The sequence below is a fragment of the Achromobacter sp. RT286_PF genome (assembly GCF_059760425.1).
Genome location: NZ_JCBAMR010000026.1, coordinates 58994 through 83235 on the forward strand (window position 1 = coordinate 58994; position 24242 = coordinate 83235).

Annotated in this window: 25 protein-coding genes; 12 read left to right on the plus strand and 13 right to left on the minus strand. The window is 66.8% G+C overall.

What is annotated here, in order from left to right:
- Nucleotides 1-3: 3 nt before the first annotated feature.
- The gene (gene thiE / locus AC6LJY_RS19215; RefSeq protein ID WP_046806557.1) at nt 4-669 is read right to left on the minus strand and encodes a thiamine phosphate synthase; all 666 of its coding nucleotides are present in this window, start codon (nt 667-669) and stop codon (nt 4-6) included.
- On the minus strand, nt 666-1475 hold the full coding sequence (locus AC6LJY_RS19220; protein ID WP_104145197.1) for a hydroxymethylpyrimidine/phosphomethylpyrimidine kinase: 810 nt from the start codon (nt 1473-1475) through the stop codon (nt 666-668). The genes thiE and AC6LJY_RS19220 overlap by 4 nt, the downstream gene beginning before the upstream one ends.
- Nucleotides 1476-1637: 162 nt before the next feature.
- Here AC6LJY_RS19220 and AC6LJY_RS19225 point away from each other — a divergent pair, with 162 nt between their 5' ends.
- The 6 genes from AC6LJY_RS19225 to AC6LJY_RS19250 all read left to right on the plus strand — a co-directional run bounded on the left by AC6LJY_RS19225 (nt 1638) and on the right by AC6LJY_RS19250 (nt 6021).
- On the plus strand, nt 1638-1802 hold the full coding sequence (locus AC6LJY_RS19225) for a rubredoxin (protein ID WP_003814980.1): 165 nt from the start codon (nt 1638-1640) through the stop codon (nt 1800-1802).
- A 148-nt stretch (nt 1803-1950) separates the two neighbouring features.
- Nucleotides 1951-2538, plus strand: coding sequence for a YqgE/AlgH family protein (locus AC6LJY_RS19230; RefSeq protein WP_219991645.1), 588 nt, complete (start codon nt 1951-1953; stop codon nt 2536-2538).
- On the plus strand, nt 2531-2932 hold the full coding sequence (gene ruvX / locus AC6LJY_RS19235) for a Holliday junction resolvase RuvX (RefSeq protein WP_046806574.1): 402 nt from the start codon (nt 2531-2533) through the stop codon (nt 2930-2932). The genes AC6LJY_RS19230 and ruvX overlap by 8 nt, the downstream gene beginning before the upstream one ends.
- Before the next feature lie 22 nt (nt 2933-2954).
- Entirely contained in the window at nt 2955-3941 is a 987-nt protein-coding gene (locus AC6LJY_RS19240; RefSeq protein WP_498136553.1) for an aspartate carbamoyltransferase, read from the plus strand.
- Nucleotides 3938-5284: a dihydroorotase gene (locus AC6LJY_RS19245; protein ID WP_498136554.1), complete on the plus strand. Its 1347-nt coding sequence runs from the start codon at nt 3938-3940 to the stop codon at nt 5282-5284. The genes AC6LJY_RS19240 and AC6LJY_RS19245 overlap by 4 nt, the downstream gene beginning before the upstream one ends.
- On the plus strand, nt 5281-6021 hold the full coding sequence (locus AC6LJY_RS19250; RefSeq protein WP_046806552.1) for a lysophospholipid acyltransferase family protein: 741 nt from the start codon (nt 5281-5283) through the stop codon (nt 6019-6021). The genes AC6LJY_RS19245 and AC6LJY_RS19250 overlap by 4 nt, the downstream gene beginning before the upstream one ends.
- Nucleotides 6022-6048: 27 nt before the next feature.
- On the opposite strand, the gene AC6LJY_RS19255 is transcribed toward AC6LJY_RS19250, so the two are convergent.
- The gene (locus AC6LJY_RS19255; protein WP_046806551.1) at nt 6049-6939 is read right to left on the minus strand and encodes a LysR family transcriptional regulator; all 891 of its coding nucleotides are present in this window, start codon (nt 6937-6939) and stop codon (nt 6049-6051) included.
- Between the two features lie 216 nt (nt 6940-7155).
- Between AC6LJY_RS19255 and AC6LJY_RS19260 the strand changes: the two genes are divergently transcribed.
- Genes AC6LJY_RS19260 through AC6LJY_RS19285 form a run of 6 tightly spaced genes read left to right on the plus strand, consistent with a single transcriptional unit; the run spans nt 7156 to nt 12072 of the window.
- Nucleotides 7156-7830 carry an RraA family protein gene (locus tag AC6LJY_RS19260; protein ID WP_046806550.1) on the plus strand — a complete coding sequence of 225 codons (675 nt, stop codon included), beginning with the start codon at nt 7156-7158 and terminating at the stop codon, nt 7828-7830.
- Entirely contained in the window at nt 7827-9044 is a 1218-nt protein-coding gene (locus AC6LJY_RS19265) for an aminotransferase class I/II-fold pyridoxal phosphate-dependent enzyme (RefSeq protein ID WP_498136555.1), read from the plus strand. Before AC6LJY_RS19260 ends, AC6LJY_RS19265 begins: the two co-directional genes overlap by 4 nt.
- A gap of 30 nt (nt 9045-9074) precedes the next feature.
- On the plus strand, nt 9075-9902 hold the full coding sequence (locus tag AC6LJY_RS19270) for an ABC transporter substrate-binding protein (protein ID WP_046806548.1): 828 nt from the start codon (nt 9075-9077) through the stop codon (nt 9900-9902).
- 28 nt (nt 9903-9930) lie between these two features.
- Nucleotides 9931-10632 (plus strand): amino acid ABC transporter permease, encoded by a 702-nt coding sequence (locus AC6LJY_RS19275; protein WP_498136556.1) that lies wholly within the window; start codon nt 9931-9933, stop codon nt 10630-10632.
- 1 nt (nt 10633) lies between these two features.
- Nucleotides 10634-11350: an amino acid ABC transporter permease gene (locus tag AC6LJY_RS19280; protein WP_046806546.1), complete on the plus strand. Its 717-nt coding sequence runs from the start codon at nt 10634-10636 to the stop codon at nt 11348-11350.
- The gene (locus AC6LJY_RS19285) at nt 11347-12072 is read left to right on the plus strand and encodes an amino acid ABC transporter ATP-binding protein (RefSeq protein ID WP_046806545.1); all 726 of its coding nucleotides are present in this window, start codon (nt 11347-11349) and stop codon (nt 12070-12072) included. Before AC6LJY_RS19280 ends, AC6LJY_RS19285 begins: the two co-directional genes overlap by 4 nt.
- Nucleotides 12073-12085: 13 nt before the next feature.
- Here the strand turns inward: AC6LJY_RS19285 and AC6LJY_RS19290 are convergent, their stop codons facing one another.
- From AC6LJY_RS19290 to AC6LJY_RS19335, 10 genes are all read right to left on the minus strand, one after another.
- Nucleotides 12086-12919, minus strand: a complete 834-nt coding sequence (locus tag AC6LJY_RS19290; protein WP_046806544.1) for a symmetrical bis(5'-nucleosyl)-tetraphosphatase — start codon at nt 12917-12919, stop codon at nt 12086-12088.
- Nucleotides 12916-14094: an LPS export ABC transporter permease LptG gene (lptG, locus tag AC6LJY_RS19295; protein WP_104145191.1), complete on the minus strand. Its 1179-nt coding sequence runs from the start codon at nt 14092-14094 to the stop codon at nt 12916-12918. Before lptG ends, AC6LJY_RS19290 begins: the two co-directional genes overlap by 4 nt.
- Before the next feature lie 131 nt (nt 14095-14225).
- Complete coding sequence (mtgA, locus tag AC6LJY_RS19300; RefSeq protein ID WP_046806542.1) at nt 14226-14951, minus strand: monofunctional biosynthetic peptidoglycan transglycosylase; 726 nt, start codon at nt 14949-14951, stop codon at nt 14226-14228.
- A gap of 5 nt (nt 14952-14956) precedes the next feature.
- Nucleotides 14957-15820 carry a shikimate dehydrogenase gene (aroE, locus tag AC6LJY_RS19305; RefSeq protein WP_314364706.1) on the minus strand — a complete coding sequence of 288 codons (864 nt, stop codon included), beginning with the start codon at nt 15818-15820 and terminating at the stop codon, nt 14957-14959.
- Nucleotides 15817-16674 carry a TonB family protein gene (locus AC6LJY_RS19310; RefSeq protein WP_046806540.1) on the minus strand — a complete coding sequence of 286 codons (858 nt, stop codon included), beginning with the start codon at nt 16672-16674 and terminating at the stop codon, nt 15817-15819. Before AC6LJY_RS19310 ends, aroE begins: the two co-directional genes overlap by 4 nt.
- A gap of 160 nt (nt 16675-16834) precedes the next feature.
- Nucleotides 16835-17923 carry an ABC transporter ATP-binding protein gene (locus AC6LJY_RS19315; RefSeq protein ID WP_046806539.1) on the minus strand — a complete coding sequence of 363 codons (1089 nt, stop codon included), beginning with the start codon at nt 17921-17923 and terminating at the stop codon, nt 16835-16837.
- Nucleotides 17916-19694 carry an ABC transporter permease gene (locus tag AC6LJY_RS19320; protein WP_046806538.1) on the minus strand — a complete coding sequence of 593 codons (1779 nt, stop codon included), beginning with the start codon at nt 19692-19694 and terminating at the stop codon, nt 17916-17918. The genes AC6LJY_RS19315 and AC6LJY_RS19320 overlap by 8 nt, the downstream gene beginning before the upstream one ends.
- 151 nt (nt 19695-19845) lie before the next feature.
- Complete coding sequence (locus tag AC6LJY_RS19325) at nt 19846-20943, minus strand: ABC transporter substrate-binding protein (RefSeq protein ID WP_314364702.1); 1098 nt, start codon at nt 20941-20943, stop codon at nt 19846-19848.
- Between the two features lie 139 nt (nt 20944-21082).
- On the minus strand, nt 21083-23569 hold the full coding sequence (locus AC6LJY_RS19330) for a sensor histidine kinase (protein ID WP_104145188.1): 2487 nt from the start codon (nt 23567-23569) through the stop codon (nt 21083-21085).
- On the minus strand, nt 23556-24227 hold the full coding sequence (locus tag AC6LJY_RS19335) for a response regulator transcription factor (protein WP_046806535.1): 672 nt from the start codon (nt 24225-24227) through the stop codon (nt 23556-23558). Before AC6LJY_RS19335 ends, AC6LJY_RS19330 begins: the two co-directional genes overlap by 14 nt.
- Nucleotides 24228-24242: the final 15 nt, after the last annotated feature.

Sequence of the window (24242 nt, forward strand, 5' to 3'; positions counted from 1 at the left end):
CGTTCAAGGCTTGCGAAGAGGGTTGGCGGAATAGGGCGCGGAGCAGGCCACTGCGGCGGCACGGATGCTGGGCGCTTCGAAAAGGGCGGTGATGACGGCGATGGCGTCGGCGCCGGCCTGGGCCACCAGCGGCGCGTTGTCGGGCGTGATGCCGCCGATGGCGACCACGGCGGGCCGGGGCGCGTCGCGCTCGTCGACGAGGCGGCGCGCTTCGGTCAGCACCGACAGCGGCGCGCGCACGGTGTCCGGCTTGACGGTGGACGCGAACATGGCGCCAAAGGCGATGTAGTCGGCGCCGGCGTCCAGCAGTTCGCGGGCGCGGGTCAGGTCGTCGTAGCTGGAGCCGCCCAGAATCAGGTCGGGGCCGGCTTCGGCGCGGATGTGCGCCAGGCTTTCGTCGTCGCGGCCGACGTGCGCGCCGTCGGCGCCCACGTCCAGCGCCAGGCGCCAGTCGTCGTTGATCAGGAACACCACGCCAAGCTCGCGGCACAGCGGCGCCAGGGCGCGCGCTTGCGCCGCACGCACGGCGTCGGGCACGTTCTTGCGGCGCAATTGCAGGGAGCGCATGCCGCCTTCAGCGGCCTTGCGCACGGCTTGCAGCAGGCGGTCGGTGTCGTCCCATTCGGGCGTTACGCCGTACAGGCCGGAAGGAAAGCGCAGGGGTTTCATTGCGGTTGGATCCGGTTGGGAATGCGCCGGCCCATGCCCGGCAGGAAGCTGGCGGCCACCGAGGCATCGGCATGTGCCAGGCCCTGGCGCACGGCTTCCGGCATGTCCAGCCCGCGCGCCAGCATGGCGGTGATGGCCGTGGCGGCCAGGCCGCCGGCGTCGCCGTTGCGGTCGGGCGGGGTCTGCCAGGGCCAGGTGTGGGTCTGGCCGCTGGGGCCGAGCAGCACGTTGGCGAAGTGGCCGGGCCGCTGCGGGCTGCCCAGCACCAACACCCACTGCGCGCCGGCCGCCACCAGGGCGTGCATGGGGGACGGGGCGTCCCCGATATCGATGTCGCCGTCGGCGTGCCACTGGGCCAGCCGCAGGTGTTCGATGACAAGCAGATTCGTCTGCGGCAGCACCAGCTCCAGCGTCGCGGCCAGGAGGTCGTCGGCGTCGTCTTCATCGGCGGCGTCGGCGGGCAGCGGGGCGCGCTGGCCCAGGTGCAACACCAGCGGCACCTGGCTGTAGTCAGCGGCCACCTGCGCGGCCACGCTTGCCGTTTCCGCGGTGTATAGTCCGCCCACCTTGATGGCCTGCACGGACATATCTTCCAGCAGGCAGCGTGCCTGGTCGTCCAGCAGGTCGGGCGAAACGGGATGGATTTCTTCGATGCCGGCAGTGTCCTGCACAGTCAGTGCGGTCACGGCCGCCAGGCCATGACAGCCCAGGCGGGCGCAGGTAACGGCGTCCGCGGGCAGGCCGTCCGATCCCGAGGGATCAAACGGGCCGAAGACCAAAACGAGAGGGGGGGTAACGGGGGCCACGTGGACAGCGCTTGAGCTTTGAGCGGAGTACCCGGACTCATTTTGAGGTGAATCAGGGGAACCCCTATTGGGTTTCGGTAAGATTGTCCCCATTCTAATGGAAGCCCCCCACCTTTGCCCCGCCACGGGGAACCGGGTCGGGAATTGATGTAAGAGAGAACTATGCGTACTTGGATGTGTCTGATTTGCGGCTGGGTCTATGACGAAGAGGCCGGCCTCCCCGACGAAGGTATCGCGCCCGGCACCCGCTGGGAAGACGTGCCGCCGAACTGGGTCTGTCCCGAATGCGGCGCCCGGAAAGAGGATTTCGAATTGATGGAAATCTGAACCCGACCCGCTGACCCATTCCGCCAGGGCTCGTAAGATGGGGCATCGCCCCATCCAACGCAACCGACGACGGTCTGCCGACAGGCAAGCTGGCCACGCCGCCGTGTGCCACGTCGACGGTTCTTTCAGACTACCCAAAGGGGTTGCCATGACGGAAAAACACCACGAATCCGCCACCACGCAGGCGGCCAACTTTGCCAACCAGTTCCTGATCGCCATGCCCGGCATGGTCGAGGGCAGCCTGGCCGGCTCGGTCATCTACGTGTGCGAACACACCGAGCGCGGCGCGCTGGGGCTGGTCATCAACCGGCCTACCGACCTGACGCTGGGCACCTTGTTCGAGCGCATCGAACTGACGCTTGAAATCGGCCCCGTCAAAGACACGCTGGTTTATTTCGGCGGCCCGGTCCAGACCGACCGCGGCTTCGTGCTGCACGCGCCCGCGGGCGACTACAGCTCCAGCATCAAGATGGGCGCCATGGCGCTGACCACCTCGCGCGACGTGCTGCAAGCCGTGGCCGACGGCAACGGCCCCGAACGCATGCTGGTCACGCTGGGTTATGCCGGCTGGGGCGCGGGGCAGCTGGAAAGCGAGATGGGCCAGAACGCGTGGCTCAGCGTCGGCGCCGACGATCACATCATCTTCGACGTACCCGCCGAAGACCGCTACCCGGCCGCGCTCAAGCTGCTGGGCATCGATCCGGTCATGCTGGCGGGCGATGCGGGCCATGCCTGAAGAAACACTGCTTGGTTTTGACTTCGGCGAAAAAAAGATCGGCATCGCCATCGGCAACACGCTGACGCGCCAGGCGCGCCCGCTGGAAATCATCTTCAGTGAAATCCGCGATGCGCGCTTTGGCCGCATCGCGGCGCTGTTGCAGGAATGGCAGCCGCACCGTGTGGTGGTAGGGCTGGCGCTTGACGCCGATGGCGGCGAACAACCCGCCACCGCGCGCTGCCGCCGCTTCGCCAACCAACTGCACGGCCGCTTCGGCATCGCCGTTGAACTGGTCGACGAACGCGGTTCCAGCATGGAAGCGCAGCGGCTGCTGGGCACGCACGCCGCCGACGACGCGATGGCAGCGGCTGTTATCCTGCAACGATATCTGGATACCCTGCCAGCGCCGTGATACGCGCGGCCCGGCTTCTTCTATGCTCAATCCGCAACTTGATCGCCGCGGCGAACTCATCCATCTGCTGACAACGGAAGGGCTGCCCAAGCGCCACGTCCAGCGCTTGCTTGACGATGCGCGCGGCTATGCCCGCTCGGCAGAGACGGCGCCGACGCCCTCCGTGCCCGTCTCCCCCACATCGTTCTCCCCGACGTCCTTCTCCCCCACGTCCGACGCCATCGCCGCGCCATGTCCCGTGTTCCTGTCCCTGGCTGACGACCGCGAGGCGTATGCCGCCTGCGCGACGCGCCTGTCCCTGCTGCCCGTGGTCCTGGACGCGCAAGCCGTGGACCCGCAAGCCGGCGATCCCCTGGCGCAGACCGTGGCCGGTTTGCAGCCGGGCGTGCTGGTATTGCGCCACGCGGCCAGTGGCGCGGCGCATTGCGCCGCCGCGCATGCCGCGCCGGGACTGCGCATTCTTAATGCCGGCGATGGCTCGCATGCCGACCCCTTGCCTGCCCTGGCGCTGGTGCAGGCGATGCTGAACGCAAGGCAGGACCTGACCAACCTGGCCGTGACGCTGGTGGGCGACGTGCGCCATTGCGGCGTGGCGCGTTCCGTCATCCACGCCATGACCACGCTGGGCGTGCCCGAAGTGCGCGTGGTCGCGCCGCGCACCTTGCTGCCGGAAGGCTTGCCGCAGCTGGGCGTGCGCGAATGCGGCAGCCTGTACGAAGGCTTGCTGGACGCCGACGTCATCATCGTCTTGCCGTTGAAGGTTGAGCAGATCAGCGGCGCGCTGCTGCCGTCCGCGCGCGAATACGCACATGGCTACGGCCTGACGCCCGCCGCGCTTGCCGCCGCCAAACCCGATGCGCTGCTGTTGCCCGTGGGCGCATTGACGCCGGGCGTGGAAGTGGACGGCGACGTGGCCGCCAGCCTGCCGCCCGTGCAGGCGCAGTTGGCGGACCTGGAACAGCATCTGCGCCTGGCCGCGTTGAGCCTGCTGGCCGGAGACGCGCCATGAGGCTGCATATCGCCAACGGCCGCCTGATCGATCCCGCCAATGCGGTGGACGGGCGGCATGATCTTTACCTTGCCGATGGCCATGTCGTCGCGGTGGGCACCGCGCCCGACGGCTTCCAGGCCGACCGTGTATTCGATGCGCAGGGCCTGGCGGTGTTGCCCGGCCTGGTCGACTTGTCGGCCCGCGTCGCGCAGCCTGGCCACGCGACCGGTCTGGCCTTCGCGCCCGCCGAATTGCGCGCGGCATTGGCAGGCGGCGTGACGCGCCTGGTGATGCCGCCGGATGCCGACGCCGCGCCGGACGAACCGGGCAAGGTCGACGCGCTGATGCGCCAACAGGAAGCCGGCCACCCGCGCATCTACCCGCTGGGCGCGATGACGGTGGGGCTGGCGGGCCAGACACTGACTGAGATGGGCTTGCTAGCCCAGGCCGGTTGCGTGGCGTTCGCACAGGGCGAACATGGCATCGCGGATACCCGTGTGCTGTGGGGCGCGATGCGTTATGCCAGCGGGCTGGGCCACACGCTGTGGCTGCGCCCGCAAGACCCGTGGTTGGCGCCGCGCGCCGTGGTTGCCGGGGGCGCCTATGCCGAACGGCTGGGGCTGGAAGGCCTGCCGCCGCAAGCGGAAACGATTGCGTTGAATACGATTTTTGAATTGCAGCGGGCAACGGGCGCGCGCGTGCACCTGACGCGGTTGTCCACGGCGGCGGGCTTGGCGCTGCTGCGCGCGGCCAAGCGCGAGGGGCTGGCGGTGACGGCGGACGTGTCGGTCCACAACCTGCACCTGACCGACGTGGACATCGGATTCTTCGACACGCACTACCACCTGCAACCGCCGCTGCGCGGCCAGCGTGACCGCGACGCCATCCAGGCGGCGTTGGCCGACGGCCTGGTTGCGGCGCTGTGTTCGGACCACACGCCCGTGGACACGCTGGGCAAGGCGGCGCCGTTCGCGTCGTCCACGCCAGGGGCAACGGCGTTGGAGCTGTTGCTGTCCTTGACCTTGAAATGGGCGCGTGACCATCGTGTGCCGCTGGCCGACGCGCTGGCGCGCGTCACATCCGGCCCCGGCGCCGTGTTGAACAGCCTGGAGAATAGCCGGACGGTCGGCTGGGCATTTACCCCGGCAGTCGGCTCAGCAAGCAGCGCGGCGCGGGCCGGGCAACTGGGCGTGGGTGCGCCCGCCGATGCTTGCGTGGTGGACCTGGACGCCGAATGGCTGGTGACGCCGTCGGCGCTGCAAAGCCGCAGCCCGCACACGCCGTTCGCGGGTATGATGCTGCCCGGTCGGGTACGCGCCACCGTGGTCGGTGGCCAACTGGCCTGGGAGACTTCAGTTTGAAGCTGCTGCGCTTTGTGTTACGGCTGGCCCTGGTGCTGCCGCTGATTGTCTATGGCCTGGTGTGCGTGGGCCTTGTCTACCCCTTCATCCGCCCCGCGACGCGCGCCTGGCTGAACCGTTCATGGTCTCGCGCGTTGATGGCCGTCTGTGGCCTGAAGGTCGCTTTCAAGGGCGAACCCCGCATGACCGGGCCCGTGCTGCTGGTGGCCAACCATGTGTCGTGGATCGATATCTTCGTCCTGAATTCCGCGCGCCCCACCTCGTTCGTCGCCAAAAGCGAGATCCGCAAATGGCCGGTGATCGGCTGGCTGGTGGCGGGCGCCGGCACCTTGTTCATCGAACGCGGCCAACGGCACGCGGTGCACGCGATGGGCGAGGCCATGCAGGCCCGGTTCAAGCTGGGCGATGCGGTGGGGCTGTTCCCGGAAGGCACCACGACCGAAGGCTTCGACCTGCTTCCATTTCATGCCAGCCTGTTCGAACCTGCGCGTTCGGCGGCCGTTGAGATCCAGCCGGTGGCGCTGCGCTTCCTGCGCCACGGCAAGCGCGACGGCTTTGCCGCCTTTGTTGGCGAAGAAAGCCTGGTGGCCAATCTTTGGCGCGTGTTGGGCGCGACGGGGCTGGCCGTTGAAGTGGTGTTCCTGCCGCCGCTGGCGGCGCGGCATCCGGATGGCAGCCTGCCCACGCGGCTGGAGCTGTCGCATCAGGCTCGCGACGCAATCCTGGGCGTGTTGTAACGCCCGCGCCCGACCCACCGGCGGGCTTCAGATGCCGCCGGAAAACTCGCAGCAACTCTCGGCCAGCTCGGCCACGCTTTCACAAAACGCCACGTCCGCGTCACGGCGGAACATCGCGCTGTAGACCGATTGCGGCGGCGCGGTGCTGGTGCGCGCAATCACCAGCTGCTTCTTGCTGACCATGTCCGCAAAGTAATCGCGCGGCAGGCAGCTGACGCCAAAGCCGGCGGCGGTCAGCCCCGCCATTGCGATCAGGCTGTTGATCGTGAAGATATTGCTGTCGGGCGTGTGCGGCCGCAGCCACCCGTCGTAAATCATGTTCAAGCCCGATTCGCGGCTTTGCCGCAGCAGCGGCAGGCGCGCGATGTCGGCGGGCGTGTAGACGCGGCTGGCGTCGATCAGGTCGGGGCTGCCCATCCACGCGAATTCCAGCCGCTGTAGCGCCACCACCTGCAAGTTCGGTTCCGCGAATTCCCCATGCAGGAACGCCATGTCCAGCTGCCCGGCCTGCAAGCGCTTGAGCAGGTCGGCGCCCAGGTCGATGTGCGGCTCGAGCGTGATGCGCGGATAGTGCGCGCGCAGCAGGCGGATCAGCGCGGGCAGCCACGTCATCGCCGTGATCTCGGTGATGCCGAAGCGAAACGTGCCGGTCAGCGTGTGCTGGCCTTTCAAGCGCACCAGCAAGCGGTCGCGATGCCCCAGCATTTCTTCGGCCAGCGCATAGACCTCGTGCCCGCGCGCCGTCAATTCCGCGCGGTGGCCCGATCGGTCGAACAGCGCCACGTCGAAGTCCGCCTCCAGTTCCTGGATGCGCTTGGTGATGGCCGATTGCGTGGTGTGCAGCTTTTGCGCCGATGCCGAAAACGTGCCCAGCCGCACGGTCCAGTACAGCGCCTCGATCTGCTTGAAGGTCAGCATGTCGAGCCCTGAGCAAGGGTGATGTTCATTCCGAAATTTCCGCCTAGGGCTAACCCGTATATTCTTAAAAGCGATATAGATCGTGGAAATTTAATCCCTTTTTCTGAAAACGAAAAGCTCGCAACATGCGCTCTGAACCCACCCCGACCGCCGGCATCCCGATGTCTTACCCCCCTTGCCACCGGCGGCTTTCGATAGAGGACGTTGCAGATCGTCATGGCTCAGATTCTTACCGGCGCACGCCAATTGCCGGCTTCCCCCGTTGCTCCCGCCGCCGTACTCCAAGCCCTGGCCGGCATCGTCACGCCGCACCTTAGCGACAACCTGGCGCGCCGCGAAGGCATCTCGGGCCTGCACCGCTACAACCGCAGCGGCAAGCTTGTTGGCACTGCCTTGACCGTCAAGACCCGCCCGGGCGACAACCTGATGATCTACAAGGCCATGATGCAGATCCAGCCCGGCCACGTGCTGGTGGTGGATGCGGGCGGCGACTTGTCCAACGCCGTTCTGGGCGAAATCATGAAGCGCTATTTGCAGCTGCACGGCTGCGCCGGCGTGGTGGTCGACGGCGCGATCCGCGACGTGGCCGCGTTCGAGGCCGACAGCTTTCCCTGCTATGCGCGCGGCCACATCCATCGTGGCCCGTACAAAGACGGCCCGGGCGAAGTCAACGTGCCCGTGTCGATCGGGGGCCAAGTCATTCAACCCGGCGACATCCTGGTGGGCGACGAAGACGGCCTGGTCAGCTTTCCCGCGTCCGACGCGCAAAGCCTGATCGAGGCCGCCCACGCGCACGCCGCCAAGGAAGAACGCATCATGGCCGAGATCGCCAAGGGCGATAAGACGCAAAGCTGGATGCAGGCCGCTTTTGCCGCCAAGGGGCTGGCATGAACGCTGCCGACTCCGCCTTCCTGGCCGACCGCGCCCTGGCCATCAAGCCATCGCCCAGCATGGCCGCCAAGACGCGCGTGGATCAACTGCGCGCGCAGGGCCGCGACATCGTCGACTTCACGGTCGGTGAGCCGGACCTGCCCACGCCCGCGCACATCGTGAAAGCCGGCATCGACGCGCTGAACAGCGGCGACATCCGCTACACCGCATCGGTCGGCGCCAAGCCGCTGCTGGAAGCGGTGCGCGCCAAGTTCCAGCGCGAGAACGGCCTGGACTACGGCCTGGACGAACTGATCGTGGGCGTGGGCGCCAAGCAGCTCATCTTCACGGCGCTGGCCGCCTCCGTGCAGGCCGGCGACGAAGTCATCATCCCCGCGCCGTACTGGGTGTCGTACCCGGACATGGTGCTGGTCAACGACGGCAAGCCGGTGGTGGTCGCCTGCCCCGAAGCCGACGGCTTCAAGCTGACGCCGCAAGCGCTGGAACAAGCCATCACGCCGCGTACGAAGTGGCTGCTGCTGAACACCCCCAGCAACCCCACCGGCGCGATGTACAGCGAAGCGGAGCTGCAAGCGCTGGGCGAGGTGCTGGCGAGCCATCCCCACGTGTGGTTGCTGACCGACGAAATCTACGAACACCTGGCGTATGGCGATGCGCGCCATGCCTCGCCGGCGGCCGTGGTGCCGGCACTGGCGGGCCGCACGCTGACGATCAACGGCGTGTCAAAGGCCTATGCGATGACGGGTTGGCGCCTGGGTTACGCGGGCGGTCCCAAGCCGCTGATCCGCGCCATGGCCACGCTGATCTCGCAAAGCACCAGCTGCGTCAGCGCCATCAGCCAGGCGGCCGCCCGCGTGGCCTTGACCGCAGACCAGCACTGCGTCACCGACGCCGCCGCCATCTTCCATGCGCGGCGGGACCGCATCGTGTCTTTGCTGAACGCCGTGCCCGGTATTCGCTGCCCGCAACCGCAGGGCGCGTTCTACGTCTATCCGTCGGTGGAAGGCTTGCTGGGCAAGCGCACGCCCGGCGGCCGCGTGCTGCAAACCGATTTGGACGTGGTGATGTACCTGCTGGATGACGCGGGTGTCGCCGTGCTGGACGGCGCGGCCTATGGCTTGTCGCCGTACCTGCGCCTGAGCTTTGCCACATCGATGGAAAACATCGAAGAAGGATGCCGCCGCATCGCCCAGGCTTGCGCGGCGCTGGATTGACCTACATACCGATACTCAAGGGGAATATTCATGAAGACCACCATCGCCAGCCTTCTTGCCGCCGTGGGCGTTGCCGCCACGCTGGCGCCCGCCGCGCACGCGGACACGTTGCAGGACATCAAGGCGCGCGGCAAATTCATTTGCGGCACCATGGGCACCGCCGAGCCCTTCAGCTTCCAGGACCCCAAGACCCGTGCCGTGGTCGGCTATGAAGTCGATATGTGCCAGGCCGTGGCCGACAGCCTGGGCGTGCCGCTGGAGCTCAAGCTGATCGCCGTTGAGGCCCGCATCCCCGAATTGATCGCGGGTCGCGTCGACGTGGTGGCGGCCAACCTGGGCTGGAGCCCCGAACGCGCGCAGCAGATCGATTATTCGCACCAGCATTTCGTCAGCCTGCAAAAGATCCTGGCCCGCGATTCCGAGAAAGACCTGAAGGCGCCCGCCGACCTGGCCGGCAAGCGCGTCAGCGCCGTGCGCGGCTCGTCGTCCGAGCAAGGCGCTCGCAAGAACATCCCCAACGTGGACCCCGTGACGTTCAAGGACCCCAGTGGCGCGTTCCTGGCCTTGCAGCAAGGCAAGGTCAGCGGCTTTGTCGGGTCTGAGCTGATGCTGGTCAAGCTTCAGCATCAGGCCGCCACCAGCGCCGTGCCCGTCAAAATTCTGGAGCCGGCGCTGTTCGTGGAGCCCTGGGGCATGGGGGTGCGCAAGGGCGACACGGCGATGTTGAACCAGGTCAACAAGGTGCTGGACGGCATGGAGGCATCTGGCCAGGCCGGTAAGGTGTTCGACAAGTGGTTCGGCGCCGGCACGCAGTTCAACATGAAGCGCGACTTCCGCATCGAAGCCATCAAGGGTTGATGCGCGACGCGCGCCGGAGCCTGTCTCGATGCATTACGTTTTCGACTTCAACGCCATTTTCCAGGGCGAGTATCCAACGTGGCTGTGGAGGGGATTCGTCACCACCCTGGCGCTGGCGGGGCTGTCCTGGGTGCTGGCGTTCGGCGTGGGCAGCCTGCTGGCGGTGATCCGCCTGACGGGCTCGCCCGTGGCCAACGCGGTGATCGCCACCTATGTGGCGTTTCATCGCAACGTGCCCATGCTGGTGCACATCCTGTTCTGGTACTTCGGCGTGCCGGCGCTGCTGCCGCAAGGGGCCAGCGACTGGCTCAACAGCCACGGCAGTGAATTCATCATGTCGTGCATCGCCATCGCGCTGGTGATGTCGGCCTACATCTGCGAAGACCTGCGCAGCGCCGTGCGCGGCATTGCGCCGGGGCAGGTCGAGGCCGCGCGGGCGCTGGGCCTGGGCTTCCTGCGCACCATGCGCTGCGTGGTGCTGCCACAGGCGTTTCGCATCGCCATTCCGCCGCTGCTGAACCAGACGCTGCTGTTGTTGAAGAACACCAGCCTGGCGATGGCGATCGGAGTGACGGAGCTGACGGCGGCCGGGCGCGAAATCGAGAACTACACGTTCCGCACGTTCGAGGCCTATGCGGTGGTGACGGCGATTTATCTGGTGCTGTCGTTCCTCATCATGGGTGGCGGCGCGATCTTGCAACGACGGTATCGTCCGCTGGGGGCGCGCTGATATGTGGGACATCCTGAAAGACAACTGGCTGCTGCTGCTGATCGGGCAGTATCCGCACGGCCCGGTCGGCGGCCTGGTCGCCACGCTGGGCCTGGCGGCGATCAGCCTGGCGTTGGCGCTGCCTTGCGGCGTGCTGCTGGCGCTGGGCCGGATCAGCCCCTACCGGATCTTCTACTGGCCGTCGTCCGCCGTGGTGTATCTGGTGCGCGGGCTGCCGCTGCTGATGTTTATTTTCTGGGCATACTTTTTCGTGCCGCTCATCATCGGCCGGCCCGTGGCGGGCACGACCACGATGGTGGTTGCGCTGGTGTGCTACGAAAGCGCGTACCTGGCCGAGATCATCCGCGCCGGCATCCAGGCGTTGCCGCCCGGACAGCAAGAGGCCAGCCGGGCGCTGGGCCTGTCGTATATGCAGACGATGCGGCGCGTGATCCTGCCGCAGGCGCTCTACAACATGCTGCCCAGCATGCTGAGCCAGTTCGTCTCGACGGTGAAGGAAACGTCGCTGGCCTACGTCATCAGCGTGCAGGAGCTGACCTACGCCGCCAACCAGATCAACAGCGTGTTGCTGACCAAGCCGTTTGAAGTGTTCGGCTTGCTGGCGATGACCTATTTTGTTTTGAATTTTGGCCTGAGTTCCTTGGTGCACCTGACCGAACGACGTATCGGCAGACGGCGCGCCGGGCTGGGGGCCGCCCCTAAAGTGGTGCCGACATGATCCGATTTTCACAAGTGCAGAAGTGGTATGGCGATTACCAGGCGCTGGCCGACGTGACCGAAGAGGTCAGGCAGGGCGAAGTCGTCGTGGTGTGCGGGCCGTCGGGATCGGGCAAATCCACCTTGATCCGCACCATCAACCGGCTGGAACCCATCCAGAAGGGCCTCATTGAAGTGAACGGGCAGGACATCTACGGGCCGAAGGTGCACCTGGACCAGCTGCGCAGCCACATCGGCTTCGTGTTCCAGCAGTTCAACCTGTTCCCGCATCTGTCCGTGCTGGAAAACCTGATGCTGGCGCCGCTGCAATTGAAACGCGCGCGGCGTCCCGAAGCGCGCGAGCGGGCGCTGCAATTGCTGGAACGCGTGGGCCTGTCGCACAAGGCAGAGGCGTATCCCGCCCAGTTGTCGGGCGGTCAGCAGCAACGTGTGGCGATTGCGCGTGCGTTGGCGATGAACCCGCCCGTGATGTTGTTTGACGAGCCGACCAGCGCGCTGGACCCCGAGATGGTGGGCGAGGTGCTACAGGTGATGAAGGGCCTGGCCAAGGACGGGATGACGATGGTGTGCGTGACGCACGAAATGGGTTTCGCGCGTGAAGTGGCGGACCGCGTGTGGTTCATGGACGCCGGGCGCATCGTGGAAACGGGCACGCCCGACGCGTTCTTCAGCCGGCCCGCAACCGTGCGCGCGCAGAAGTTCCTGGCCGAAATCCGTCACTGAGCGCGTGGCGGCGTCAGTCCGACAGCGGGTTCTGGAATTGCGAGCACTTGACCTGGACCAGCTTGCGGTCTTGCAGGCGCAAGGCTGTCAGCGCGCCGCCCCAGACGCAGCCCGTGTCCAGGCAGATCACGTCGGGGCGCTGTAGCAGGCCCAGCGTGGACCAGTGGCCGAACACGGTTGTGATGTCGCGCGTGGCGCGATTGGGCACGTCAAACCAGGGCACCAGGTTGGGCGGCCACGCGCCGGGGGCCACCTTGGTGGCAAATTCCATGTGGCCGTTGGGCGTGCACAGGCGGATACGCGTCAGCGCGTTGATGATGACCCGCATCCGCTTGCCGCCCTTGTGGTCTTCTTTCCACGTGGCCGGCTCGTTGCCGTACATCTTTTGCAGCGCCTTGTGCCAGTTCGGGCCGCGCAGCGCGTCCTGCACTTCGCCGGCCAGTGACAGGGTCTTGGCCACGTCCCACTTGGCCAGCGTACCGGCGTGCACCAGCAGATGGCCTTGTTCAAAATGGGCCAGCGGGCGAAAGCGCAACCAGTTGATGAGTTCGGCGGCGTCGGGCGCGCGAAGGATCGGGTCCAGCGTGTCGGACTTGGACGGCTTGCGCACGCCGGCCGCGGCGGCCAGCAGGTGCAGGTCATGGTTGCCCAGCACCGAGGTGGCGCGGTCGCCCAGATCGATGATGCGGCGCAGGGTTTCCAGCGATTGCGGCCCCCGGTTGACCAGGTCGCCCGCGAACCAGAAGCGCGAACGGGGGTCTCCGACCAAGTCGGGATGGGCCAGCAAGCGGTCCAGCGGCGAGCAGCACCCCTGCACGTCGCCGATCATCCAGATACTGCCGTTCATGCGGGACTCTTGCTCCAGGGCCAGCGTTGTTGGACCACGCGCGTGATCGTGTGGCGGTATTCCATGTAGCTCATCGCGCCCAAGGCCAGGGCCATGGCACCGATGTTCGGACCCAGCGCTGTCAGCCATGACGGCCATTTGCCCAGCATGCCGACGTTAAGCGCCAGCTGGTTCAGCATGAAGAAGCCCACGCCCAGCAGGATGCCGATGAACACTTTGGCGCCCACGCCGCCACGGCGGGTTTGCATCAGGCCGATAGGCGCGGCAATGGTGATCATCACCAGCAGCGTGAACGGATACGCCAGTTTGCGCCACAGGGCCACCACCTGTCGACCATATTGCAGCTGGTTGTCGCGCAAGTACTGCACGTAGTCCAGCAGGGTGACGATGGACATGCGTTCGGGCGTCAGCACGCGGGCCAGCAGGCGTTCGGCGCTAAGCGTGGTGTCCACCGTGCGCTCGGGCACCTTGGCGACCGAGGCGGGCGGGTTCTTGGGTTGGCGCGCGTTGGCCAGCGCTTCGGCCGCGTCGTCGTCCAGGCGGGTTTCCGACACGTCTTTCAGCACCAGGTCGCCATGCGCGAACAGGCCGGTGGGCGCCGTGGACAGCACGGTCAGCGTCTGGTCTTTCTTGAATTCGTAAAGGGTGATGCCGGCCACCTGGCCGTCGCCCTTGAGTTCGGCGATGTTGATGATGCGCATGCCGCCGTTGGCGGTGGGTTCCTTGAACCAGTAGCCGCTTTTCAGGCGGTCGCCGCCGGCCTTGCCGCGAAACATCAGGTTGGCTTCGCCGCTTTTGATTTCGGCCCAGGGCGTGACGTATTCGGACAACAGGGCGGCGCCGATCATCAGCGGGATGGTCACCACCCACAGCATGCGCAACAGCCGCATGCCGCTGACGCCCGAGACGCGCAGGATGACCAGTTCGTTGCGCTGGGCCAGGCCGGCCAGCGCCAGGATCGCGCCGATCAACAGGCCGATGGGCAGCAGATCGTACAGACGGGTGGGTATGGCCAGCGCCTGCATGTAGAGCAGGGCCATCATGGAGAACTTGTCGCCCACGTTGTCCAGGTCGTCTACCAGCGCGAAGAATGTGAAAAGGCCGAGCAGGGCCATAAGGACCACTGCACAAGAGCGATAGATTTCGCGGGCCAGGTAGCGACGGGCGGTACGCATGAAAATGTGGGGAAGCGCTAAACGTGAAAGCTTAACAAATCCCACCGCCCAGGGTGCGAAGTGCGCGTAGCGGGCGGCGGGTTCGGGAGGTCAGGAGACGCAAGAATGCGTCACGGGGACGTCAACGTGGATCAGGGGATGTCCACCATCTGCATCCGGCGGGTCAGTACCCCCACGCGGGAGTTCAGGTAATTGGAATTGCGGCGGGTGTCGTAGAAGCGCGGGTTGGGCAGCATGGCGGCCAGCCGCGCGGACTGGCTGGCGCTGAGGTTGGCGGCCGACGTATTGAAATAGTGCTGCGCGGCGGCTTGCGCACCAAAGACGCCCACGCCCCACTCGGCCACGTTCAGATACAGCTCAAGAATGCGTTCCTTGCTCATGACGTGTTCGATCATGTAGGCCAGGACCAGTTCCTGCCCTTTGCGGATGTAACTGCGCGAACTGGACAGGAACATATTCTTGGCCAGCTGCTGCGTAATGGTGGAGCCGCCGCGCATCTTGCTGCGGCCGGCTTCTTCCTGGCGCTGGTTGTATTCCCAGGCCTTGCGGATGGCGTCCCATTCGATGCCGTCGTGTTCGGTGAACTTGGAATCCTCGGACGCCACCACCGCGCGCTTGAGGTTGCGGCTGATCTTGTCGTAGGGGACCCATTCGTATTTCAGCTGGAAGGCGGGGTTGCCTTCGCGCAGGCGCGAGCGTTCTTCGCGCATGATCGCGCTGCTGCCGGGATCGCGGTAGTTGTACCAGACCACCTGCGAGAACAGCCAGAATTGGTACAACAGCACCGCGCATACCAACGCCATCAGCACGCCGGTGATGATCCGGAACCAGGATCGGCCCTGCTTGCGCGTCGCCATGCCGCTTAGTGTCCGGCCGCCAGGGCCTCGCGCAGCGCGGCCAGCACCGGCGCCGGGTCGGGGCGCACGCCATGCCAGATCAGAAAGCTCTCGGCGGCCTGGCCCACCAGCATGCCCAGGCCATCGGCCGTCAAGCTGGCCCCGTCGGCATCGGCCTGCTTCATGAAGGCGGTGGGCTTGGCGCCGTACATCATGTCGTAGGCGGCGGCGCCCGGCGCGTACAAACCGGGCGGCAGGTCCGGCGCGGCATCCTGCAAGCCGCTGGCCGTGGCGTTGATGACCAGGTTCCAGCCGCCGGGCCGCGCGGCGTCGGTCAAGCCGCCCGCCGTGACCTGGGTTTGGGGCGACACGCCGGTGGCGCGCCAGGCATCGGCCAGTTCCAGCGCCTTGGACGCGGTGCGGTTCACGATGTGGATGCGCGCGCAGCCGGCTTGCGCCAGCGGTTGCAGCACGCCGCGCGCCGCGCCGCCCGCGCCCACCATCAGCACGGCGGCATCGGCCAGCCGCAGGCCCAGGCGTTGCAGGTCCGACACCAGGCCCACGCCATCGGTATTGCAGCCGTGCCAGGCGCCATCGCGCCAGGACAAGGTGTTGACGGCGCCGGCCAGGCGCGCGCGGGCGGACAGGTGGCCCGCCGCCAGCGCGTAGGCATCCAGCTTGAAGGGCACCGTGACGTTCAGCCCCAACCCGCCCTCGGCAACGAATGCGGCCACCGCGTCGCCAAAGCCGTCGACCGGCGCCAGCAGGCGCTCGTAGCGCAGCGGCTTGCCGGTCTGCTGGGAAAACATGGCGTGGATCTGGGGCGAGCGGCTGTGCGCGACGGGGTTGCCGATGACGGCGTAGCGGGCAAGAGGGGGCGCCTCGGTCATGGGGCTTGGGTTTCCAGGGTGTCGTTGACGAAATGCCACGTACGGGTGATGACCAGCACGTCGGTGTCGCGCGCGATATCGGGGGGGAAGGGCGGGAAGGGCGCGGCCAGCTGGACGATGCGGCGCGCGGCTTGGTTCAACACGGCATGCGGGGACGGCTGGTCGATTTCCACGTTGGCGATGCTGCCGTCGGCGCGCACCGATACGGTAATGCGCAACGATCCGTAGATGCGTCCGCGCGCCTCGTCCGGGTAGTGCTGGGTGCCGACGGTTTCGATGCGGGCGCGCCACGCGTCCAGGTAGGCGGCGTAGCGCGAGGCTTCGGCGGACGGCGCGACGAACTGCTTTCGGGGTTCGTTGCTGTATTGCTGGACGCGCGCGGCCAGCGCGGCAACCTGGGCATTCTGGATCACGCTGGCCTGGTCCTCGGCGTCCTTGCCCAGGTCGGCGCCGTCGGGCCAGGGGTTGACGGCCTGGCGTTCGGCGCCGGCCTGTTGCGCCGAGCGCAATTGGGTCATCAGGCGGGTTTGTTCGGCTTCCAGCTGCACCTGGCGGCGGCGCATGGCTTCCAGCACGATGGTCTCGGCGGCTGCGCCGGTCTGGGGCAGCGGCGTGGTGGTCATGCCTTGTTCGGCATTGCCGCCACCGGTCATCTGGTTTTGCGCCTGGGCGCGCGGCGCCTCGGGCGGGGTTTCGCTGCGGGCGTTCAGCAGCACCACTTCCAGGCTGGTTACGGGCGGCCGGGTAAGCGCGGGCACGCCGAAGCGCCACGCCAGGGCGCCGGCGTGCACCAACAGCGATATTGCAATGCCGATGCGCAGGTAGTGCTGGGCGGGAGCGCCCAGCCACCGCATATAACGGCCTAGCGGGGAGGAGGAATCAGGGCGTTGCACGGACGCATTGTAAGGCGAGTCCGCGCCGCCCGGACAGGCCGGCCAACCGCTTGTAACAGCTATTGGACGGCATGCCGGGAAGGCGGGCGGGCGGCCGGCGCCCGGCGCCGCCCCGGCCCGATCAGGCCTGCTTGCGCGGGAACACCCACACCTTGCTGGCCGGCAGGGCCAGGCGGCTGGGGCCCGGTTCGCGGCCTTCGGGACCATAGGCGCGCAGCGCCAGGGTGTTGGCCGGGTCCGCGTCGGGCGTGCGGAACAGGTATTCCCAGCGGTCGCCCAGGTACATGCTGGTCAACAGCGGCATGTCGATGTGGTTGCCGTCGGGGTCGTCCGCCAGGCGCACTTGTTCAACCCGGATCACGGCGGTGCCGTCCTGGCCGGCCGACACGCCTTCGCCCGCCTTGCCCCACAGCGCCCAGCCACGGCCCTCGATGCGGGCACGGCCATCGCGCACTTCGGTGACCTTGCCTTCCAGCCGGTTGTTGCTGCCCATGAATTCCGCCGTGAACAGCGTGGACGGCGAGCCGTACATTTCCTGCGGCGTACCCTGTTGTTCGATCTTGCCGTTGTTCAGCAGCAGGATGCGGTCGGAAATGGCCATGGCTTCGCTCTGGTCATGCGTCACCATCAGGGCCGACAGCCCCAGGCGGATGATCAGCTCACGCAGGAAGGCGCGGGCTTCTTCGCGCAGCTTGGCGTCCAGGTTGGACAGCGGCTCGTCCAGCAGGATGACGGGCGGGCTGTACACCAGCGCCCGGCCGATAGCCACGCGCTGTTGCTGGCCGCCCGACAGCGCATGCGGATGGCGCTGGCCCAGCTTGCCCAGGCCCAGCTGGTCCAGCACGGCCTGCACGCGTTCGCGCACTTCGGCCGACGGCACCTTGCGCAACTTCAGCGGGTAGGCCACGTTTTCAAACACGGTCTTGTGCGGCCACAGCGCGTAAGACTGGAACACCAGGCCCAGGTTGCGCTCTTCGGCCGGAATCTCCTTGCGCGCGCCGCCGTCATAGACGATGCGATCGCCAATGGTGATGCGGCCGCGCTTGGGGCCTTCCAGCCCGGCCACGGCGCGCAGCAGCGTGGTCTTGCCGCTACCCGAGGGGCCCAGCAGCGACACCACTTCGCCTTGGCGCAATTGCATCGACACGCCCTTCAGCACGGGGTTGTCGCCGTAGTCCAGGTGCAGGTCTTCTACAGAAAGCTCAATCATGAAGTTTGACTCCGAATCGCAGGGCGATGCCCAGGCCGATCACGACCAGAACGATATTGATGAAGGAAAGCGCGGCCACGATGTCGATGGCGCCGGAGGCCCATAGCGACACCAGCATGGAACCGATGGTTTCCGTGCCGGGCGACAGCAGGTAGACGCCGGTGGAGTATTCGCGCTCGAAGATCAGGAACATCAGCAGCCACGAACCGATCAGGCCGTACTTGGCTAGCGGCACCGTGACGTGGCGTGTGACCTGGCCGCGGCGCGCGCCGGCGCTGCGGGCGGCCTCTTCCAGTTCGGGGCCCACTTGCAGCAGGGTCGACGAAATCAAACGCAGACCGTAAGCCATCCAGACCACCGTGTAGGCCAGCCACACGCTGAAGATGGTGCTGCGCATGGCGCGCAGCCATTCGATGAAGTTCTCGCGCAGCCATTCGGCGAACGGCAGCGCCGACAGCCAGCCGTTTTCGTCCACGTCCAGGGCGTTGTCCAGCCACATCGGCACAAACAGGAACACCCACAGGAAGGCCAGGCCGGCCAGCAGGCCGGGCACGGCGCGCGGCACCAACACGCTGTAGTCCATGAAGCGCGTCACGTTGTCGGGCTTGCGGTGCATGGCCAGGCCCACGAACATGTAGCACATCACCGCCAGCGCGCCGCCGAACACCCCGATGGCGACCGAGTTCACAATGGCGCGGATCAGGTTGGGCTGTGCGAAGACCGTACGGAAGGCGTCCAGCGACAGCACGTCGAACAGCGACACGCCCATGCCCCAGTTGGACACGAACGCGCGCAGCAGCACGCCCAGCAGCGGCACGATAATGGTGACCACCAGCCAGAACGCCACGACCGCGCCGGCCGCCCAGCGCCACTTGCCCAACGGCAGCGGACGAGCGCGCGAGGCTTTGCCCTTGACGGTGACGAAGCGATTCGCGGTACGCATCAAACGGCGTTGCAGCATCACCAGCGGAATCGTCATGCAGATCAGGATCACGGCCACGGCGGCCATCAGGTGATACGACGGAATGCCCAGCTTGTTGGTCAGCTTGTACAGGTACGTGGCCAGCACCAGGTTGCCTTCGGGATCACCCAGCACCAGCACCAGGCCGAACACCTCCAGGCCCAGGAAGAACAGCAGCACGGTGGCGTACAGCATGGCCGGGCGCACCATCGGCAGGCTGACCGACACCATCACGCGCAGCGGCGACGCGCCGGCCACGCGAGCCGCTTCTTCCACGTCGGAGCCCATGCTGCGCAGCGCCGACGAGATATACAGGTACGCGTGGGGCACGTGCGTCAGGCCGGCGATGATGACGATGCTGGTCAGCGAATAGACGTTCCAGGGCACGAAGCCCAGGATGTTCTGCGCCCAGATCGAGAAAAAGCCCACCGGGCCGGCGGCCACGACGTAGCCAAAGCCCAGCACCATGGGTGACACGAACACCGGCACCAGGATCAGCGGTTCGATCCAGCGGCGGCCGGGCAGGTCGGTGCGGATCATCAGGAAGGCCAGCATGCCGCCTAGCGGAATGGCGATGATGGCCAGCCCGAAGGCCAGGATGAAGCCGCTTTTCAGCGCCTTGTAGAAATCCGGGTCCGCGAAGATGAAGCGGAACGCGTCCAGGCTGAAAACCTTGGACGGGGCAAAGAAGGGCGCGGATAGAAAGCTCTGGACGATGATGAACGACAACGGCACATAGATGGCCAGGGCCGTAATCAACACCACCACGCCGCGCGGCAGGGACTGCCATTTTCTGCGCAATGACTGCATGGGGAAATCCTGTATTCAAAGTGACGCGACGGTCGCGCCGCCCGGGTAGGGGCAGGCCCGCCCGGGGGGCGGTCAGGCGGGCGGCAGGCTGCCGTCCGCTACGCGTATGGGGCGCCGGGGCGGGCGCGCCGCGCCCCGGACCCGCGCGGCCTTACTTGCCGGCCGCGGCGCGCCAGTCCTTGATGAACTGAAGGCGCTTGGTCTGCTCAAGGTAGTCCAGCAGCGTTTCGTTGACCGGAATCGGCTTGAGCGAGGCGCCCAGCTTCTTGGTCATGCCGTCCACATCGTTGTCGCCGTCGATGTCATCGCGCACCGAGGCCAGGTCGGCCTGGTTGGCCATGATTTCCTGGCCCTTCCGGGACAGCAGGTAATCCATCCACAGCTTGGCGGCGTTGCGGTTCTTGGCCTTCTTGCTGATGAACGCCACGCGCGACAGCACCAGCGCGTAGTCGGTCGGGTAGGCCACGCCCAGCGACGGGTCGGCCTTGGCGCGGGTTTCGGCGTACGAACCCAGGATGTTGTAGCCGATCAGGTTTTCACCCGAGGACACGCGTTCCATCATGGTGCCGGTGGACGATTGCACGACCAGGCCGCCCTTGGCGATGTCTTTCAGCGTGTCGAAATACTTGGGGTCGTTGGCCTTGTCCTGCACGGCCAGCATGAAGCCCACGGCCGACTTTTCGATGTCGTAGGTGGTGACCTTGTTCTTGAACTTGTCGGGCTGGCTGGCAATGAGCTTGGCCAGCGCGCCGTGCGTGGTGGGCACTTCGGCGGCGGGGATCAGGCGCTTGTTGTAGATGAACACGGCCGGCTCGTAGGTCGTGCCGTAGGCCGAATCCTTCCAGACGGCCCAGGCCGGCAGCTTGCCGGCTTCGGGCGACTTGTATTGCAGCGCGTAGTCGGTGGCCAGCTTTAAGGCCGAATCCATCGACGAGCTCCAGACGATGTCGCCGCTACCGCCGCCCGCCGCCTGCTCGCTGATGTAGCGGTTGTAGAGCTCGGTGCTGTTCATGTCGTTGTATTCGACCTTGACGCCCGGATACAGCGCTTCGAAGCCCTTGATGATGGGGCCGGCGGCCTTGGTGTCGGTGGTCGAATAGATGACGACCTTGCCTTCCTTCTTGGCGCCGTCCAGGATCTTTTGATAGTCGGCCGGGTAACCCGCCGGCACGGCCTGCGCGAAGGCGCTGCCGGTGGCGATGGCGAAAGCTGCGGCGCAGGCGGCCGCCAGTTGGGACTTGGCAAGCATGTGTTCGTCTCCGATTGGAATTGGTCTATAGCGGGATCTGGGTCCAGCCTGCGGCCATCTTAGGAGGCGGCGTCTGTCGTCGTCCTGTCATGGGGGCGATAAGCGGCTAGGGGTAATCCCTGGCCTTGCCGCGCCCCGCCTACGGCCGCTTGGGCGTGTCCGTCACCAGCCGCACCCAGTTCTGCACGAAGCGCGAATGCCGTCGCTGGTCCAGCCCCACCAGCAATGCCGGGCTTAACACCACCGGCTGCACGATGCCTTGCGAGCGCGCCAGCACGGCCTCGGAGGTCCAGCGGCCCGGCGTGTCTTCCATGATGGAACCCAGCGCCGCGTGGCTGGACGCCACCTGCTGGCCGGCCGGAGACAGCAGCCAGTCCACCAGCGCGCGCGCCAGATCGGGGCTGGGCGCGCGCCGCGAGATCAGCACCGACCGCGCCAGCACCAGCACATAGTCCTGCGGAAACACCACGCCGATCTTGCTGCCGGCGGCCTGGCGCGACAGGGCGTATGAACCCAGGATGTTGTAGGCCAGGTCCAGTTCGTCGTTCTCGATGGCGTCCAGGATCTGCGCGCTGGTGGGCGACAGCCGCACGCCCACTTGCCCCATCGCGTTGGCCAGCCCCCAGAAGTTGGACGACACCAGTTCGTCTTGCTCGGCTAGCAGATAGCCCAGGCTGCTGGCGGCGATGTCGTAGGTGCCGACACGGCCTTGCAGGCTGGCTTGCTCGCGTTCCAGCAGGCGCAGGATGTCCTGCCGCGAGCGCGGCACGGTGGCCTCGGTAAAGCGCTTGGGGTTGTAGACGATGACGGCCGGTTCGAACGTGAAGCCGTAGACCTCGTTGCGCCAGACCGCCCACGACGGCAGCTTGGACGCGTAGGGCGACGAGTACGCCTGCGCATAGCCGTCGTTGGCCAGCCGGATCTGCAAGTCCGACGCCGAACTCATCAGCACGTCTACGTTTTTCAGGCGCCCGTCCACGGTCGCTTCGTACAGGTCGCGGCTGCTGATTTCGCGATACACCACCGACACGTCGGGCCGCAACGATTGAAAGCCCTGGATCAGCGGCGCGACGACGGGCGTGTCCGTGGGCCCGGCGATGACCAGCGTGCGCGACGTGGGCTGCGGCGCGGGGTAGCGCGTGACGATTTCGTCCAGATCGGCCGCGCGCGCATCCTGCGGGGCGGACACCAGCAGCATCGCCGCCGTGCACGCCGCGCCCAGCCACGCCGCCACGTGGCGTCCGGCCGGCTGTTGTTGCAGCGGCAGGATGACGCGCGCCGACAGGCCGCCGCCCGGCCGATCATGCAGCCATAGCGACCCCCCGTGCGCCGTCGCCACCGAACGCACGATGGCCAGCCCCAGGCCAGATCCCGGCTGCGACTCGCCGGCCCGTCCGCGCGTAAAGCGCTGCTGCACGGCTTCTTTTTCGTCGTCCGAAATGCCTGGCCCGCGATCGGACACCGTCAGCGCCACGCGGAAACCGGCTACCGGCGTGGCCTGGATGTCCACCGTGCCGTCGGGCGCATAGCGCAAGGCGTTGTCCACCAGGTTGCGCAGCATCTCGCGCAAGGCCACCCGGTCACCGGCCAGTCGCGCGCGGCGCACTTCCGGCGCGATCTCGATGCGCAGGCGCTCGGCTTCCACCGGGCCGATGCGCCGGCGCGTTTCGTTGATGGTCTCGGCAACGCCCACGGATTCCGGTGGCCCCTTGCCCAGCCGGTGCGTGATGGTGGCGTCCATCAGCAGCTGGTTGATCAGCTGGCTGGCATGCGTGGCGTTTTGGTGGATGCGTACGATGCGTTCGCGCAGCCGCTTGGGGTCGGTCTCGTCCAGCGCCACTTCGGCTTGCGCGCGCAGCGAGGCCAGTGGTGTGCGGACCTGATGCGTGGCGTCCGCCACCAGCGTGTTCAGCGTGTCCATGATGATGGACAGGCGCTGCATGAAGGCGTTCAGCGCTACGACCAGGCGGCGCACTTCGCGCGGTACGGGCGTGGTCACCGGCGTCAGGTCTTCGGGGGCGCGGGTGCGCAGGTCGCGTTCCAGCACGGCCAGCGGCGCAAACGCGCGCTGCACGCCAAACCACAACAGGCCCAGCGCCACCAACGACACCACCACCAGCGGCAGGACGCCACGCCCCAGTATTTCGTCGGCCAGTTCATCCCGCGACCCCAGGGTCTCGGCCACCCGCACCGTGACCCAGCCGGCATGCTGGCTGGCCGACACCAGCCGCCCCACGGTCGCCACGCGCACCGGCTCGTCGTGGTAGGTGACGTAGGCGAACACCGGCGTGGCGGCTTGCGCCAGCGGCAGCTTGGGCGCCAGGTCGCCATAGCCGGTGATGAGGTGCCCATTGGAGGTGCGCGCTTCGTAAAAGACCCGTTCGCCGCCCGACAGCATGGCCAGCGACGACACCGGCGGCTCGACGGTGACGCCTTCGTCATCGATCTGCACGGACCCGGCAATGGTCAGCGCCGACGCGGCAAGCAGGCGGTCGAACGCCTGCTCGGCGGCGCGCTGGGCATAACCCCGCAGGAAAAAAACCAGCCCGATCAGCGCGCAGGCCAGCAGCGCCGCGCCCAAGGTGAAGACGCGGCGCCGGATCGAGGCGCTTTCAGGGATGTTCATGGCTGCGGGCCTGATAGCCGACGCCGCGCACGGTGATGATGTCGATCGACGCGCCCGCCAGCTTCTTGCGCAGCCGCGAGATCAACAGTTCCAGCGCGTTCAGCGAGCCGTCGTCCAGGTCGAACAGCTGGTTCATCAGCCGCTCTTTCGCCACGGTCTGGCCAATGCGGCCCACCAGGATCTCAAGCAGGCGGAATTCGCGCCGGCCCAGTTCCAGCGGTGTACCCGCCAGCGTCACGCTGCGCCCGGCCAGGTCCAGGCTCAGGTTGCCGTAGGAGGTGGTGCTGCTGGTTTGCCCGGCCGGCCGGCGCATCAGCGCGCGCAGCCGCGCCTCAAGTTCACGCAGGTCGAAGGGCTTGACCAGATAGTCGTCCGCGCCCAGGTCCAGCATGTCGATCTTGTCTTCGATTTCGGCGCGCGCGGTCATGACCAGCACCGGCGCTTCCAGCCCGGCGGCGCGCAATTCACGGATGACCGAGAAGCCATCCTTGCCGGGCAGGTTGATGTCCAGCACCAGGGCGTCCCAGGTTTCGTCCAGGCCCCAGCGCAAGGCCGCGACGCCGTCGCGCACCCATTGCACGCTGTGGCCGGCCGACCGCAGCTTGCTCTCCACCGCATCGCCCAGATCAAGGTTGTCCTCGACCAGCAAAATGCGCATGTTGCGTCTCCGTCT

Bases quoted from the DNA above. Each gene is read 5' to 3' on its own strand.
- AC6LJY_RS19325 (WP_314364702.1), bottom strand. From the start codon at position 20,943: ATGCTTGCCAAGTCCCAACTGGCGGCCGCCTGCGCCGCAGCTTTCGCC.
- AC6LJY_RS19320 (WP_046806538.1), bottom strand. From the start codon at position 19,694: ATGCAGTCATTGCGCAGAAAATGGCAGTCCCTGCCGCGCGGCGTGGTG.
- AC6LJY_RS19260 (WP_046806550.1), top strand. From the start codon at position 7,156: ATGGCTCAGATTCTTACCGGCGCACGCCAATTGCCGGCTTCCCCCGTT.
- AC6LJY_RS19240 (WP_498136553.1), top strand. From the start codon at position 2,955: ATGCTCAATCCGCAACTTGATCGCCGCGGCGAACTCATCCATCTGCTG.
- AC6LJY_RS19255 (WP_046806551.1), bottom strand. From the start codon at position 6,939: ATGCTGACCTTCAAGCAGATCGAGGCGCTGTACTGGACCGTGCGGCTG.
- AC6LJY_RS19315 (WP_046806539.1), bottom strand. From the start codon at position 17,923: ATGATTGAGCTTTCTGTAGAAGACCTGCACCTGGACTACGGCGACAAC.
- ruvX (WP_046806574.1), top strand. From the start codon at position 2,531: ATGCCTGAAGAAACACTGCTTGGTTTTGACTTCGGCGAAAAAAAGATC.
- AC6LJY_RS19265 (WP_498136555.1), top strand. From the start codon at position 7,827: ATGAACGCTGCCGACTCCGCCTTCCTGGCCGACCGCGCCCTGGCCATC.
- lptG (WP_104145191.1), bottom strand. From the start codon at position 14,094: ATGCGTACCGCCCGTCGCTACCTGGCCCGCGAAATCTATCGCTCTTGT.
- aroE (WP_314364706.1), bottom strand. From the start codon at position 15,820: ATGACCGAGGCGCCCCCTCTTGCCCGCTACGCCGTCATCGGCAACCCC.
- AC6LJY_RS19275 (WP_498136556.1), top strand. From the start codon at position 9,931: ATGCATTACGTTTTCGACTTCAACGCCATTTTCCAGGGCGAGTATCCA.
- AC6LJY_RS19335 (WP_046806535.1), bottom strand. From the start codon at position 24,227: ATGCGCATTTTGCTGGTCGAGGACAACCTTGATCTGGGCGATGCGGTG.
- mtgA (WP_046806542.1), bottom strand. From the start codon at position 14,951: ATGGCGACGCGCAAGCAGGGCCGATCCTGGTTCCGGATCATCACCGGC.
- AC6LJY_RS19245 (WP_498136554.1), top strand. From the start codon at position 3,938: ATGAGGCTGCATATCGCCAACGGCCGCCTGATCGATCCCGCCAATGCG.
- AC6LJY_RS19310 (WP_046806540.1), bottom strand. From the start codon at position 16,674: ATGCGGTGGCTGGGCGCTCCCGCCCAGCACTACCTGCGCATCGGCATT.
- AC6LJY_RS19290 (WP_046806544.1), bottom strand. From the start codon at position 12,919: ATGAACGGCAGTATCTGGATGATCGGCGACGTGCAGGGGTGCTGCTCG.
- AC6LJY_RS19270 (WP_046806548.1), top strand. From the start codon at position 9,075: ATGAAGACCACCATCGCCAGCCTTCTTGCCGCCGTGGGCGTTGCCGCC.
- AC6LJY_RS19285 (WP_046806545.1), top strand. From the start codon at position 11,347: ATGATCCGATTTTCACAAGTGCAGAAGTGGTATGGCGATTACCAGGCG.
- AC6LJY_RS19230 (WP_219991645.1), top strand. From the start codon at position 1,951: ATGACGGAAAAACACCACGAATCCGCCACCACGCAGGCGGCCAACTTT.
- AC6LJY_RS19330 (WP_104145188.1), bottom strand. From the start codon at position 23,569: ATGAACATCCCTGAAAGCGCCTCGATCCGGCGCCGCGTCTTCACCTTG.
- AC6LJY_RS19280 (WP_046806546.1), top strand. From the start codon at position 10,634: ATGTGGGACATCCTGAAAGACAACTGGCTGCTGCTGCTGATCGGGCAG.
- AC6LJY_RS19225 (WP_003814980.1), top strand. From the start codon at position 1,638: ATGCGTACTTGGATGTGTCTGATTTGCGGCTGGGTCTATGACGAAGAG.
- thiE (WP_046806557.1), bottom strand. From the start codon at position 669: ATGAAACCCCTGCGCTTTCCTTCCGGCCTGTACGGCGTAACGCCCGAA.